The sequence below is a fragment of the Winogradskyella marincola genome (assembly GCF_029624125.1).
Taxonomy (GTDB): Bacteria; Bacteroidota; Bacteroidia; order Flavobacteriales; family Flavobacteriaceae; genus Winogradskyella; species Winogradskyella marincola.
Map to the genome: position 1 here is coordinate 444,808 of NZ_JARSBN010000002.1, position 15,054 is coordinate 459,861.

Genomic DNA, 15,054 nt, shown 5'->3' on the forward strand with positions numbered 1-15,054 from the left:
GGGTGTAAAAAACCAAACACATTAGCACCCCTTGAAACGCATATTTTAATACCTATAAATTTATTTTATTCAATCATATTTGTGTGCTGCATAGTGTATTTCAATTAATTTACATGATAAGATGAGAAATAAATTTATAATATCTAGATGTGTTAAATCACTACTATTTACATTGCTTTGTACATTGTTTACAAGTGTTTATGGGCAAAGCAAAACTATAACAGGTAAAGTTGTAGATGATACAGGTGTGCCATTGCCTGGTGTTAATGTTTTAATTGATCAAACGACCATAGGAACTCAAACTAATTTTGATGGCGAATATACATTACAGGCAGAACCAGAAGATGTTCTGGTATTTTCATATCTAGGATTTAAGACATTAAAAATCACTGTTGGGACTCAAAATGTAATTGATGCAACTTTAGAAGAAGATGCTTCAGCGCTTGAAGAAGTGGTGGTTGTAGGATACGGAACAAAAAAGAAAAGTGATATTATTAGCTCTGTAGTTACTGTTGACAAAGATGATTTAGTAAAGGTAGCAACATCAGATATTGGAGAAATGTTGCGAGGAAAAGCGGCAGGTGTTCAGGTCACTTTAGCTAGTGGTGCACCAGGAGGTTCATCTACAATACGAATTAGAGGTCAAAGCTCTATAAGTGGAGGAAATGATCCTATTGTCATTGCAGATGGTGTACGCATAGGTAGTATAAACGATATAAATGCTAATGATATTGCTTCGTTAGAGGTATTAAAAGATGCTGCTGCTCAGGCTATTTATGGTGCAAGAGCTTCTAATGGAGTGATTCTTATTACTACAAAACGAGGTAAAGAAGGAAAAACCTCAGTGTCTTACAATGGCTTTTCTGGTATACAAACCATTAATAGAAATTTTGATATCTACAGCGGAGAAGAATTTGCACAATTAAAGCGAGAAGCTTTCAGAACAAATAATGGAGGTGAATATAGATTAGATGAAGATATATTTTCTGGTTTAGAATTAGCTAGTGTGCAAAACCAAGATTATATAGATTGGGAAGATTTAGTGCTCGGAACCGGTGAAACACAAAACCACGCAATCAATATATCGTCTGGAACCGAAAAATTCAGAATTTTTAGTAGTGTAAATTATATTAATACTAAAGGAGTTATTCCAAACTCGAGTTATAATAAAGTAGGTTTAAGATTAAATGCTGATCAAAAAATAAATGAATGGTTAAATATAGGTCTTAATACCTCATTTCAATTTTCAGAAACTAATAACCCAAACAACGGAGGTGTAATTTTAAATGCTTTAACAACAGCACCCTTAGGAAGTGTTTACAACCCAGATGGTACCTTACGTTACTTACCTGGTGGGTTTGAAGAAAATAAAAACCCATTAATTGATTTAGATGAAACCACAAACGTAACAGACCAAAGAAATGATATACTCAACCTCTTTATTGATATTTCACCTATTGAAGGCTTAAATTACAGAGTTAATTTAAGTAGAAGGTCATGGAATTATAAGCGTAAGTCTTACAATACCACACAATCGTTATCAGGAATTGCAAATAATGGTCAAGGTAGTGGATCTATTCAGTTTCAGGATAATGTAGAGTGGCAATTAGAAAATATTATTACTTACGATTTTGATATAAACGAAATTAATCATTTTGGTATTACAGCAGTTCAGAGTATATCTGAAACAACTTATAATAATTTTCAGAATGTTGCCGAAAGAATACCAAATGATATTTTAGGCATAAACGGTTTAGAAGGAGCATTTCTAAATACTCCAAGTATAAGTGCTAATAAAAGAGGTATTGTATCTGCAGTAGGAAGATTAGAATACGATTTTGATAATAAATATTATGTAACAATCTCTGGAAGAGCTGATGGTTCTACTGTCTTTGGAAGAAATAATAAATGGGCCTTTTTTCCAGCAGCTAATTTTGGGTGGAATATTCACAAAGAAGCCTTTTTAGAAGATGTAGATGCTATTAATAATTTAAAACTAAGATTTAGTTATGGTAGTGTCGGAAACGAAGGGATAAGCCCAGGTCAAAGTCAAAGTACAGCAGATCAGAGAGACTATATTATAGATGATAACCAAGTGTCTGGTTATGTGCCAGGAACTACGTTGCCAAATCCAGATTTACGCTGGGAAACTTCAACAACCTTTAATACAGCTGTAGACTTTGGTCTTTTTAATAATAGAATAACATCTACCATAGAATATTACAATACAAGAACTAAAGATCTTTTAGTTAGAGAGCAGTTAGACCCTTCTTCGGGTTACAACTCAAAGCTTACCAATATTGGCGAGATTGAGAATCAAGGTTTAGAAATTACTTTAAATACAGATGTAGTAAGAAATGAAAATTTCAATTTAAACGTTGGAATGTCATTTACTAAAAATCAAAACAAAATTATTAGTCTATACGGTAGAGATGAAAATGGAGATGGTATCGAAGACGATGATATTCTTAATAGAAGATTTATTGGTGAAGAAATTAATGTATACTATCAGTACCAACCTATAGGTATTTTTCAAGAAGGTGAAGATATTGTTAGTTCAGCACAACCTACAGCACTTCCAGGAGACGTAAAATTACGAGATGTAAATGGAGATAATATTATAGACGATGAGGATCGAGTAATAACATCTCAATCACCAGATTGGTTCGGAACATTATCGATTAGTGCAGACTATAAAGGCATTGATTTTTCTGCCGATATATATACAGTCCAAGGAGTAACTAGAAATAACCCATTCTTATACGGTTATTTAGAAGGAGGTTCTTTAAGAGGAATTAAAAACGGAATTAAACAGAATTATTGGACTCCAGAAAATCCAGGTGGAGATTTCCCAAGACCTAGAGAAGGTAATGACCCAGACAATATATATTCATTAGGGTTACAAGATGCTTCCTATATTAGGTTGCAAAACATTACACTAGGTTATACACTTCCAAAAGACCTTTTAACTAGCATAGGACTTACCAAATTAAGGGTTTATGCAACCGGAAGCAATTTAGTAACCATTACAGATTTTCAATCTTACAGTCCCGAGAAAAACCCGAGTGATTATCCAGAAGCGGTAACAGTGGTTATGGGATTACAAATAGGATTTTAAAAGCAAAACAATAAAACAATTATTATGAAAAATATTAAGCACCTATTATCGTTTTCAGTGTTAATAGCAATAATGCTGTTTTCTTGTGAAGATTTTCTTGAAGAAGAAATATTAGATGAGGTTTCAGTAGATTATATTTATAATTCTCCTGAAGGATTAGAAGTTGGAGTTAACGCATTATATAACAGAATGCGAATTTATAATTCTCCAAGCGGTGATAATGATAATTTAAGAGCTAATGTATTCTTTTTAGCCGCTACAGATTTAGGACTGCACAGAACATGGTTTACCCCTTATGGAGCTACGCAACATACACCAGCGAGGTTTCCGGCAGATAAGTGGAACAATGCTTACCGAGTTATAGATAGGGCTTCTGCCATAATTACGAGTGCAAGATCTATTGATATGGATGCTGATGCTAAAAATAAATTAGTAGCACAAGCAAAAGTTATTAGAGGAGAGTTATACCTCGATTTAATTAGAATGTATGGTACTATAATTTTAGATACCGTACCAACAACACCCGAAAACATAAATGACCCAGTAGTTTACGAAGCTGCTTCTGAAGAGGCTATTTTTGGTGTTATCAATCAAGATTTAGATTTTGCTATAGAGCATTTAGAATGGCAAGATCAAATAGGACGTTACCGACAAGGTGTTGCAAGGCATTTGAGAGGTAAATCTGCCATGTGGACAGGAGATTGGCAAGAAGCAGCAGATCAGTTTGATGCAATTATTAATAATGGTACTCACGATCTAGTTAATATAGATCAAGTTTTTGGAACCGATGTAAATCATCAAGAAGCGTTATTTGTTTACCAAAGAGATCAGTTACTAGGAGAAGGTGATGCACTTGCTGGAGGTGGTGGATTTTGGCTAGGAAGTGTCTTTAATCAAAGACTTTACGAAAAACAATCGGGCTCAGATCCTGTAGCAGGTGGCGAAGTTATCAATGATGTAGAATATGGTGGACAGTCCTTAGGTTGGTTCTTCCCTAATAGTTATTTAGAATCTTTATATGACACGGCAACAGATTTACGTTTTACAACCTATTACTGGCCAAAGGATTATACAGAATATTATGTGAATAACCCAGAGCATCCAAATTTTGGACAGCCAATAACAGAGCCAGAAGACAACTACAGAAGATTTCACTGGAGCCTAAAAAAATACGCTGATTTCGAAACCAAATTACCAAATACATTAGAAAGTTATAAAGACTATATGTATTACAGATTTGCAGAGACTCTATTGTTAGGGTCAGAAGCTCATGCCAATCTTGGAAATAATGGAACAGCTCTAGAGTATCTTAATAAGGTAAGACGTAGAGGTTATGGCTTAGACCCTAATGTAGCAGCTCCTAGTGTAGACTTTCCATCATGGAACCAGGACGACTATTTAGAAGAATCAGCAAGGGAGTTGGCTTTTGAAAATAATAGATGGTTCTTATTAAAACGTTTAGGCTTATTACAAGAACGCGTTTCTATGTATTACAGAAACGGAGATAATTCTACATCAGAAGCTAATGATGCAGCCAATAGCTCAACACCATTTCAACCGCATTTTGTGAATTGCCCAATACCTCAAAGTCAAATAGACATTATAGGTGAAAATGCATCACAGTTCAACATTGGATATTAAGATTTATAAAAGGTATGAATTATAGAAAAATTATTTTCGCACTAATAGCGATTACAACAATCAGTTTTAATACTTATAGCCAAAAGATCATTCAAAATGTCTTTGATAGAGAAGCTATAAGTCTAAATGGCTCATGGAATTATATCATTGATCCATATCAAATGGGTTATTTAGATTATAGACAAAAGCCATTTGATGAAAGCAAATCGGGTAAAGGAGGCTTCTATGACAATCTTCATAATGTCTCTAAGGAAACCAAAGTAGAATACGATTTTAGCAATGAGCCAACATTAGATGTTCCTGGAGATTGGAACTCACAAGATCAACGCTTACTTTTTTACGAAGGTACCTTATGGTATAAAAAGGATTTTGTGATAAAGCCAACAACAGACCAAAACTACATCCTTTATTTTGCTGCAGTAAACTACGAATGCCACGTCTATCTTAACGGTAAAAAATTAGGAACTCATAAAGGTGGTTTTACTCCATTTCAGTTTGATGTCACTTCAAAACTTAACGACGGTGAAAACTTTGTTGTTGTTATGGTAGATAATACAAGAAAGAAAGATGAAGTACCAACCATTAATACAGATTGGTGGAACTACGGAGGGATTACACGAGATGTTTTATTGGTAAGCACACCAAAAGAATATATCAACGATTATAAAGTGCAATTAGCAAAGGATAATAAAAAATTAATTGAGGGGTTTGTAAAAGTTGAGGGTATTAACAGTACTCAAGATGTTGTAGTAGAAATCCCTGAATTAAAGATTAAATCTACCTTCCAAACCGATAATCAAGGTTTAGTGAAGTTTAATATCCCAGTGAAAAAACTGACTTATTGGTCACCTGATTCACCAAAACTCTACGATGTAAAAATAACTTCAAAGTTAGATGAAGTTCACGATAAAATAGGTTTTAGAACCATTAAAACTGTCGATAAAAACATTCTGCTTAATGGCAAATCTATATTCTTAAAAGGTATTTCTGTCCATGATGAAAACCCATTGCTAGGCGGACGATTAAGATCTGATGCTGATATGAGAATGTTGCTCACTTGGGCAAAAGAATTAGGGTGTAACTATGTGCGCCTAGCACATTACACGCACAATGAAAGAATGTTGCAATTAGCAGATGAAATGGGCTTGTTGGTTTGGGCAGAAGTTCCTGTGTATTGGACAATCTCTTGGACCAACCCAGAAACTTATGCTAATGCAGAAAATCAATTGGCCGTTGGTATAGAACGTGATAAAAACAGAGCAAGTGTAATTATTTGGTCTATAGGAAATGAAACACCTGTAAATGAAGACCGAAATGCTTTTATGGGAAAACTTGTAGATAAAGTAAGAGCATTAGACGACACAAGGTTAGTGGCAGCAGCTTTAGAAATAGAACGTGAAGGTTATAAAATTACAGTAGAAGATCATTTAGGAGACAAATTAGACTTAGCAAGCTTTAATGAATATGGAGGTTGGTATTGGTCTAACGCAAAAGAATTACCAAAATATTCTTACGATATTAAATTTAACAAACCCGTAATTATATCAGAATTTGGAGCAGGAGCTTTAGCAGGCTTTCATGGAGATGACGATACCATGTGGAGCGAAGAACATCAAGAGTTAATCTACATTAATCAACTTGAAATGTTAGACAAAATGGATGGGTTAAGAGGAATGACGCCTTGGATTTTAGTCGATTTTAAATCTCCAAGAAGACAGAACCCAGTATTTCAAAACTTCTGGAATAGAAAAGGTTTAATTTCCAATACAGGAGAAAAGAAAAAAGCATTTTTCACCTTACAAGAATATTACAAGAAAAAAACCAAGGAATATAAATAGTATGAATTATTTAAGAAAAATCTATGTTATGAAAAATAAATTAAAATTTTTGACATTTTTAATTCTGCTCACATCTTGTGCATGTACAGAGGATGAAAAAATAGTATTCGTAGATGGTGATACTTTAGATGAATCTCCTGTAGATTCAGAATTCCCTAGTGCAAAAGAGGTAGTTTTAGAAATGGGAGCTGGGTTTAATTTGGGCAATACTTTTGATAATGGTCAGAACGAAACTACATTTCAAGCATCAAAACCCGTATTAGATTTGTATATCGGTGCAGGTATGACTCATGTTAGAATACCTACTACTTGGATGGATCGTTTTGATGGCGATCATATAGCCGATGAAAATGGAAATATCAATACAAGTCATCCAAGATTTTTAGAATTGGTTCAACTTATCGATTATGCATTAAGTCAAGATATTTATGTGGTTCTAAATACGCATCACGAATCTTGGTTAAAAGACAATTATGATGGTAGTGAGTCTTACGATTTAAAGTTTCATAACCTATGGACAGGTATTGCTACATATTTCAAAGACCGTTCTAATCATTTAATCTTTGAGGTGCTTAACGAGCCAGAAGGAAATTTAGGAGAGTTTGATGGTGATGGCCCTTTTCCTGATCCAACAGATGCCACAGCTATAGAATACACAAGACATATAAATAATGTTGGATATGAGGCCATAAGAGCAACAGGAGGTAATAACTCTACACGTATTGTTATGGTTGGTGTTAATAGTCAAGGTAACGCTTTATACATAGATGAAGTTTATCCTAATCAAATAAGTCTTCCTGGGCAAGGTTCAGATGATTATTTAGCAATTCAGGTGCATAGTTATTCACCATGGGATTTTTGTGGAGAAATAGGCAGCAATGCGGCTTTTCCTGGTAATTCTTTTTTTGAACAAGGCATTCAGGATGTAAGTGTACATGCCTTAGTGTTAGATGTTGCTATTAATTATGGTGAATTTGGTGTTGGTAGAGAATCTAATCAGAGTGAAAGAAATACACCACTTGTAAGAGGTTATTATAAAACCGTTGCAGATGCTACTCTAGGTCAATCGATGTCTTACACTGTTTGGGATGACCGTGGATGGTTTAGGTTAGTTAATGATGAAGCTACTGATTTTTCATTTAATATTGTGCCTACTATGCTTGATTAAGCTTGTTTCGTAAAACTTATAAAAGTCTGTGAATTTATTATGTTCACAGACTTTTTAATATACTATAAAGAGAAAGTTCAGTTGAATTTCATAACAGCTGATTAATCCTTCAAAAATCTTATTTATGTTTCTTAAAATTAAATTATTCGCATTCTTAGTCATAGCTATGTTAGGTCTTCTAAGTCAGAGTGTCTATGCGCAAGCAAAGACCTCAGAATTGAGAGTAGAACAAAAAGTAGATTCATTATTAGCCCTAATGACAGTTGAAGAAAAAGTAGGACAAATGAATCTTTATAATGGTTTTTGGAATGTTACAGGTCCTGCACCAGAGCATGGAGGTGCAGCCATTAAATACAAACATTTAAAAAATGGTTGGGTTGGTGCGATGCTTAATGTAAGAGGTACAGAAGAGGTAAATAAAGTACAACGTATTGCGGTTGAAGAATCGCGCTTAGGTATTCCGCTTTTAATAGGTTTTGATGTAATTCATGGTTATAAAACCTTAAGTCCAATTCCTTTGGCGGAGTCTGCAAGTTGGGACCTCGAGGCTATAAAAGCATCGGCACGTATTGCGGCTATAGAGGCCTCTTCAGCTGGTATAAACTGGACCTTTGCGCCAATGGTTGATGTGTCTAGAGATGCACGTTGGGGACGGGTTATGGAAGGTGCAGGTGAAGATCCTTTTTTAGGAAGTCTTATTGCAACAGCTCGTGTTAATGGGTTTCAAGGGACCAACTTATCCGACGCCAATACCATTGCGGCCTGTGCTAAACATTTTGCAGGTTATGGTTTTGCTGAAGCTGGGAAGGAATACAATACCGTTGATGTTGGTCTTTCTACGCTTTACAATACCATTTTACCGCCTTTTAAAGCAGCAGAAGAAGCAGGAGTAAAAACCTTTATGAATTCGTTTAATGATTTAAATGGAGTTCCGGTAACAGCAAGTGAATTTTTACAAAGAGACATTTTAAAAAATGGATGGGACTTCAATGGCTTTGTGGTTTCAGATTGGGCTTCTATGAACGAATTAATTTCTTGGGGAGTTGCTAAAGATAAAAAGGAGGCAGCAAAATTAGCTATTACTGCTGGCTCAGATATGGATATGGAAGGACATGTGTATATCAAAGCATTAGTTGATTTAATAAACGAAGGAACTGTTGATATAGAATTACTTAATGATGCAGTAAGAAGAATTCTTCGCGTTAAGTATGAATTAGGGCTGTTTGATAATCCGTATAAATACGGCAATAAAATTGATGAAGAAAAGCGAACTAGTAGCCAAGCACATCACGAATCTGTGCTAGATATGGCTAAGAAATCCATAGTATTATTAAAGAATGAAGGACAACTTCTTCCTCTAAAGAAAAAAGGGCAACGTATTGCATTAATAGGCGATTTAGCGAATGATAAATCGAGCCCTTTAGGAAGCTGGAGATTGGCTTCTGATGAAGAAACGGCAGTGTCTGTATTAGAAGGAATGCAGAAGTATAAAAGCAATACACTTAGCTTTAGTAAGGGTCCAGTAGTGTTTAAAGGCACATCAACCTTTTTAAAAGAATTAGATATTAATACTACAGATTATACAGGCTTTAAAGAGGCAGTAGAGACGGCAAAAAACGCAGATGTTGTGGTTATGGTACTTGGAGAACATGGTTTTCAGAGTGGTGAAGGACGCAGTAGAACAAATTTACAATTACCAGGGCTACAACAAGAATTACTAGAAAAAGTATATGAAGTCAATCAAAATATAGTACTGGTTTTAAATAATGGAAGACCACTTGCAATAACTTGGGCGGCTGAACATATTCCTACAATTGTCGAAGCTTGGCAATTAGGTACAGAAACAGGTAATGCAGTAGCACAAGTGTTGTATGGTGATTATAATCCTAGTGGAAAGCTTCCAATGACCTTTCCGAGAAACGTTGGACAGGTGCCAATCTATTATAATTATAAAAATACAGGAAGACCAATCGATAAGGATAACAATGTTTTTTACTCACACTATTCTGACGTCGAAAAAACACCTCTATTTGTTTTTGGGCATGGATTGAGTTATACCGAATTTGAATACTCAAATTTAAAAGTTACAAACACCTATAAAACGAATAAAGAAGTTACAGTAACTTTTGATTTAAAGAATGTTGGTAATAGAACAGGGAAAGAAGTTGCGCAATTATATATCAGAGATTTGGTAGGAAGTATAACAAGACCAATTAAAGAGCTTAAAGGTTTTAAACTTGTAGAATTGAAACCTGGCGAAACAGAAAAAATAACTTTTGTGCTGTCTAGCAAAGAATTGGGCTTTTATAATAACAAACAACAGTTTAATGTTGAGTTAGGTGACTTTAAAATATTTATTGGAGGAAGTTCAGAGACAGTATTAGAAGGTGATTTTATTTTGAAATAAGTTATTCTTCGGGTTTTTGTTAACGAAAACAAAAATGATATCATCTATTAATATTTCAGTAAAAATTCTCATGGATAGGTAAACATACAACTGAATTTTTGGTATATGATATTGCGGGATATTACACATTATCTAGTCTATAATATTTTGGTTAGGACCATATATTAAGTCTCAGAGGTTTTAAATTTATTTTATTGCGACTCAATAACAGCAGTTCTTCAATTTAGATTGATTTAGTTTTTTTGAGAATAGGAATTAATATTATATTTGCGTTAAATGTTAGTGAAAATTGTGCATATCTTCCCTAGTTTTAGCACATTTTAAGCATTTCATCGATAATATTTGCCGTTAAAAGACGTTTTTTGTTTAAAATTGTTTTGTTAGAATTGTTTTTTTGTTACATTTACGAACCCTTATTAGATAATATGAAGAATAGAAATCTACTTATACTAATCTTGTTTTTATTCATGGGTTATGCTGCCGTGGCCCAAGGGTCTACACCTCCGCCACCAATGCCACCACCTCCACCAGGTTTTCCAATTGATGGAGGAATAGTTCTATTGTTTATAATTGCTTTTAGTTTTGGAATTTATAAAGCTGTGAAAATTTCTAAGAAAGCAGCTTAATTTCGTAAGTCATTTAGGCGTTTTACATATTTACCTATAACATCAAACTCTAAGTTTACAGTATCACTTGTTTTAAGTTTATTAAAGGTAGTGTGCTCGTATGTATAAGGAATTATAGCTACCGAGAACTCATTTATTTTAGAATTAACAACAGTAAGACTTACTCCATTTACAGTAACAGAACCTTTTTCTATGGTAATATTATTTAGTGATTTATCATATCTAAATGTAAAAATCCAACTACCATTTTCTTCAATAATAGAGATGCATTCTGCTGTTTGGTCAACATGGCCTTGTACAATATGTCCATCTAAACGATCTCCTAATTTCATAGCGCGTTCTATGTTTACAAGATCACCTGTTTTTAGCTTTCCTAAGTTAGTTTTGTCTAAAGTTTCTTTAATTGCTGTCACTGTATAATTATCTGCATCAATAGAAACTACAGTTAAGCAAACACCATTATGCGCAACACTTTGGTCTATTTTTAGTTCAGAAGTTATTGAGGTTTGTACTGTGATATGAAGATTTTCGCCTTCAGTTTTAAGATTTTTTATGGTTCCTAAATCTTCAATTATACCTGTAAACATTGTATCCGCTTTATTTAGTTAAATTTGCATTTGCAAAGTTAAGTACACAATTTAATACCATTGTACGTTTTAATAAAAAAATAGGATAATTGCAATATGAAGAAAGACGAAAAAGTTATTGTAGGAATTTCGGTTGGAGATCTAAATGGTATTGGGCCAGAAATTATTATAAAAGCTTATGAAGACAATAGGTCTTTAGAACTTAGTACTCCGGTAATATTTGCATCAGGAAAGACCATGCAGTTCTTTAAGAATTATTTTAAAAGCAAAATAAATTTTTTCAGTATAGATTCCCCAGAAAAAGTAGTTCATGGTAAGGTAAATGTTGTTAATGTATGGAAAGAGTCTGTAAAAATAGATTTTGGTAAAGAGAGCAAAAAAATAGGAGAGTATGCAATAAGGTCTCTTGAAGCTGCTACCAATGCACTAAAAAAAGGATCAATTGATGTTTTGGTTACAGCTCCAATTAACAAGCACAACATTCAATCCGAAAAATTTAATTTTCCAGGGCACACAGACTATTTAGCAAAAGCATTAAACGGAAAAAGTTTAATGTTTATGGTGGCTGGAGATTTGCGTGTAGGGTTGCTTACAGACCATGTACCTCTTAAAGATGCCGCAAAACATATAACAGAAAAGTTAGTAAGAGAAAAAATTACGACAGTCACAAATTCGCTTAAGCAAGATTTTGGCATAGGTAAACCTAGAGTAGCAGTATTAGCTATTAATCCACATGCAGGAGATAATGGTGTTATAGGCAAAGAAGATGACCTTGTATTAAGGCCAGCATTAGAAAAAATAAGAAACGAAGGGAGTTTGGTTTATGGTCCGTATTCAGCAGACAGTTTTTTTGGTTCTAATAATTACAAAAGTTTTGATGCCGTCATAGCATCTTATCACGATCAAGGATTAATCCCTTTTAAAACTATAGCGTTTGGTGGAGGTGTAAACTACACGGCAGGACTTAATAAAGTAAGAACTTCTCCAGATCATGGAACAGCCTACGAAATAGCTGGAAAAGGTATAGCCGACGAAAACTCCTTTGTACAAGCTATTTATACTGCTATTAAAATTTTTAAGAAGAGAGAAGAATATAATTATTACTCAAAAAACCCTTTAAAAAAAGCGTCAAAATAGATATTAACAAAATTTGTTGATATCTAGGCTTTAAATAAGGAAAAATTTATATATTTGCAGGCTCAAAATGGGTGTGGTAATGAAGGCATTAAAAGAATTTACAATTCAATTTGTTGGGTTAAAAGAAGGTGAACACCATTTTGATTATAGCATAGATAGTACGTTCTTTAAGAATTTTGAATACGAAGAATTTAATGAGGTTGATATAAATATTGACTTAAAATTCATTAAAAAATCAACGTTATTAGAATTATATTTTGACGCATCTGGATTTGTAAATGTTAATTGTGATCTTACAAATGAACCTTACAACCAGAACATCCAAGACCAATTTAAACTAGTAGTAAAATTTGGTGCAGAATATAATGATGAGAATGAAGATATTTTAATTATACCACACGGAGAGTATGAAATTAATGTAGCTCAATATATTTATGAGCTTATTGTTTTAGCAGTACCAGCCAAGCGAGTACATCCAGGTATAGAAGATGGTACATTAAAATCTGAAATACTTTCAAAATTAGAAGAATTGAGCCCTAAAGAGGTGAATGAAGATAAAGCATCGGAGGAGATAGACCCTCGTTGGAATAATTTAAAAAAACTATTAACGGATAAATAACATTTAAAATGGCACATCCAAAACGTAAAATATCTAAAACAAGAAGAGATAAAAGAAGAACACATTACAAAGCTTCTGTACCTCAAATAGCTACTTGCCCAACTACTGGTGAGCCACACTTATACCATAGAGCACACTGGCACGAAGGAAAATTATACTACAGAGGACAAGTATTAATTGACAACTCTACAGAAGAAGAAAATTTAGCATAAGTATTATGCATGCATACAATAAAACGCTCACTTGTGGGCGTTTTTTTTGTTTAAATTTTCTGAATAAGTGAAAAACCACTTAATTTGCATAATTATTTGCCAAAAAATGATAAAAACAGAATAAAAACAGTTCTTTTTTATCATTTTTCAATACTTTTAATTAATCTAAAAGCTAATAATGAGTAAAATCACAGCGGCAATAACAGCTGTAGGAGGTTATCTACCAGACTACGTGCTTTCTAACAAGATATTAGAAACCATGGTAGAAACCAACGACGAATGGATAACTACGCGTACTGGTATTAAAGAACGCAGAATCCTAAAAGAAGAAGGTAAAGGAACATCATTTTTAGCCATAAAGGCAGCTGAAGATTTAATTCAAAAAACAGGGTTAAATCCAGAGGAGATAGATTTGGTTATTGTTTCTACAGCAACACCAGATATGAAAGCAGCTTCAACAGCAGCTTATACAGCTACTCAGATAGGTGCAGTTAATGCATTTTCTTACGATTTAGAAGCGGCATGTTCTAGTTTCCTTTTTGGTATGTCTACAGCAGCAGCATATATAGAATCTGGTAGATACAAAAAAATTCTTCTCATAGGCGCAGACAAAAATTCATCTTTTATAAATTACAAAGATAGAGCAACATGTATCATTTTTGGAGATGGAGCAGGTGCTGTATTATTTGAACCTAACGAAGAAGGATTAGGATTACAAGATGAGTTGCTTAGAAGCAATGGAGAAGGCCGTGATTTTTTACAAGCTACTTATGGAGGTTCTTCATATCCAATGACACAAGAAGCTTTCGATGAAGGCAAGCACTACGTTTTTCAAGATGGAAGAACAGTGTTTAAAAATGCTGTATTTAACATGGCAGACGTAGCAGAGCGTATCTTAAAAAGAAACAACTTAACAAATAATGATATTTCTTGGTTAGTTGCGCATCAGGCAAACAAAAGAATAATTGATGCCACAGCACAGCGTATTAATCTAGAAGATGAAAAAGTAATGATGAATATAGAAAAGTACGGAAATACAACTTCCGCAACACTACCGTTATTACTTAATGATTACGAATCTCAACTTAAAAAAGGGGACAACTTAATCTTTGCCGCCTTTGGTGGTGGGTTTACTTGGGGTTCTATCTATTTTAAATGGGCATATAACCCTAAATAAAACTAACTAACAAAAACTATTTAAATATTATGGATTTAAAAGAAATTCAGAACTTAATCAAATTTGTAGCCAAGTCTGGTGCAAGCGAAGTTAAGTTAGAAATGGATGATGTTAAAATAACAATCAGAACAGGATCAGATAATGAAACAACTATAGTACAACAAGTACCTGTTCAGGCAGCACCAGTTGTTCAACAACAAGCGCCAGCTCCTGTAGCAGTAGCACCAGAAGTTCCTGTAGCATCCGCACCAGTAAACGACGACTCTAAATATATTACGGTTAAATCTCCAATAATAGGTACTTTCTATCGTAAGCCAGCTCCAGACAAACCAGTTTTTGTTGAAGTTGGAACAGAGATAAAAGAAGGTGATGTACTTTGTGTTATTGAAGCAATGAAGTTATTCAATGAGATAGAATCTGAAGTTTCTGGTAAGATTGTAAAAGTCTTAGTAGACGATTCTTCTCCTGTAGAGTTTGACCAACCGTTATTTTTGGTTGATCCATCATAACAATTGAAAATTCCA

General features: G+C 33.9%; 12 protein-coding genes. 11 read left to right on the plus strand and 1 reads right to left on the minus strand.

The features are described 5' to 3' along the window. Positions 1 to 121 precede the first annotated feature (121 nt). The 6 genes from P7122_RS05235 to P7122_RS05260 all read left to right on the plus strand — a co-directional run bounded on the left by P7122_RS05235 (position 122) and on the right by P7122_RS05260 (position 10,798). A complete protein-coding gene (locus P7122_RS05235; protein ID WP_278004723.1) occupies positions 122 to 3,118 on the plus strand; it encodes a SusC/RagA family TonB-linked outer membrane protein in 2,997 nt (998 codons plus the stop codon). Positions 3,119 to 3,142: 24 nt separating this feature from the next. Beyond that, positions 3,143 to 4,759, plus strand: coding sequence for a RagB/SusD family nutrient uptake outer membrane protein (locus P7122_RS05240; protein WP_278004724.1), 1,617 nt, complete (start codon positions 3,143 to 3,145; stop codon positions 4,757 to 4,759). A 14-nt stretch (positions 4,760 to 4,773) separates the two neighbouring features. Next, positions 4,774 to 6,597: a glycoside hydrolase family 2 protein gene (locus P7122_RS05245; RefSeq protein WP_278004725.1), complete on the plus strand. Its 1,824-nt coding sequence runs from the start codon at positions 4,774 to 4,776 to the stop codon at positions 6,595 to 6,597. 28 nt (positions 6,598 to 6,625) lie between these two features. Further along, positions 6,626 to 7,765 (plus strand): glycoside hydrolase family 5 protein, encoded by a 1,140-nt coding sequence (locus P7122_RS05250; RefSeq protein ID WP_278004726.1) that lies wholly within the window; start codon positions 6,626 to 6,628, stop codon positions 7,763 to 7,765. A 124-nt stretch (positions 7,766 to 7,889) separates the two neighbouring features. Continuing rightward, the gene (gene bglX / locus P7122_RS05255) at positions 7,890 to 10,172 is read left to right on the plus strand and encodes a beta-glucosidase BglX (RefSeq protein WP_437130086.1); all 2,283 of its coding nucleotides are present in this window, start codon (positions 7,890 to 7,892) and stop codon (positions 10,170 to 10,172) included. A gap of 425 nt (positions 10,173 to 10,597) precedes the next feature. Continuing rightward, complete coding sequence (locus P7122_RS05260; RefSeq protein ID WP_278004727.1) at positions 10,598 to 10,798, plus strand: hypothetical protein; 201 nt, start codon at positions 10,598 to 10,600, stop codon at positions 10,796 to 10,798. Here P7122_RS05260 and P7122_RS05265 read toward each other — a convergent pair. Then, on the minus strand, positions 10,795 to 11,385 hold the full coding sequence (locus tag P7122_RS05265; protein ID WP_278004728.1) for a riboflavin synthase: 591 nt from the start codon (positions 11,383 to 11,385) through the stop codon (positions 10,795 to 10,797). The genes P7122_RS05260 and P7122_RS05265 overlap by 4 nt on opposite strands. Before the next feature lie 96 nt (positions 11,386 to 11,481). Between P7122_RS05265 and pdxA the strand changes: the two genes are divergently transcribed. From pdxA to accB, 5 genes are all read left to right on the plus strand, one after another. After that, a complete protein-coding gene (pdxA, locus tag P7122_RS05270; protein ID WP_278004729.1) occupies positions 11,482 to 12,522 on the plus strand; it encodes a 4-hydroxythreonine-4-phosphate dehydrogenase PdxA in 1,041 nt (346 codons plus the stop codon). A 79-nt stretch (positions 12,523 to 12,601) separates the two neighbouring features. After that, positions 12,602 to 13,141, plus strand: coding sequence for a YceD family protein (locus P7122_RS05275; protein WP_278004730.1), 540 nt, complete (start codon positions 12,602 to 12,604; stop codon positions 13,139 to 13,141). A gap of 8 nt (positions 13,142 to 13,149) precedes the next feature. After that, on the plus strand, positions 13,150 to 13,353 hold the full coding sequence (gene rpmF / locus P7122_RS05280) for a 50S ribosomal protein L32 (protein WP_218545603.1): 204 nt from the start codon (positions 13,150 to 13,152) through the stop codon (positions 13,351 to 13,353). A 178-nt stretch (positions 13,354 to 13,531) separates the two neighbouring features. Beyond that, positions 13,532 to 14,530: a beta-ketoacyl-ACP synthase III gene (locus P7122_RS05285; protein ID WP_278004731.1), complete on the plus strand. Its 999-nt coding sequence runs from the start codon at positions 13,532 to 13,534 to the stop codon at positions 14,528 to 14,530. Between the two features lie 29 nt (positions 14,531 to 14,559). Beyond that, positions 14,560 to 15,039 (plus strand): acetyl-CoA carboxylase biotin carboxyl carrier protein, encoded by a 480-nt coding sequence (accB, locus tag P7122_RS05290; RefSeq protein ID WP_278004732.1) that lies wholly within the window; start codon positions 14,560 to 14,562, stop codon positions 15,037 to 15,039. The last annotated feature ends 15 nt before the right edge of the window (positions 15,040 to 15,054 follow it).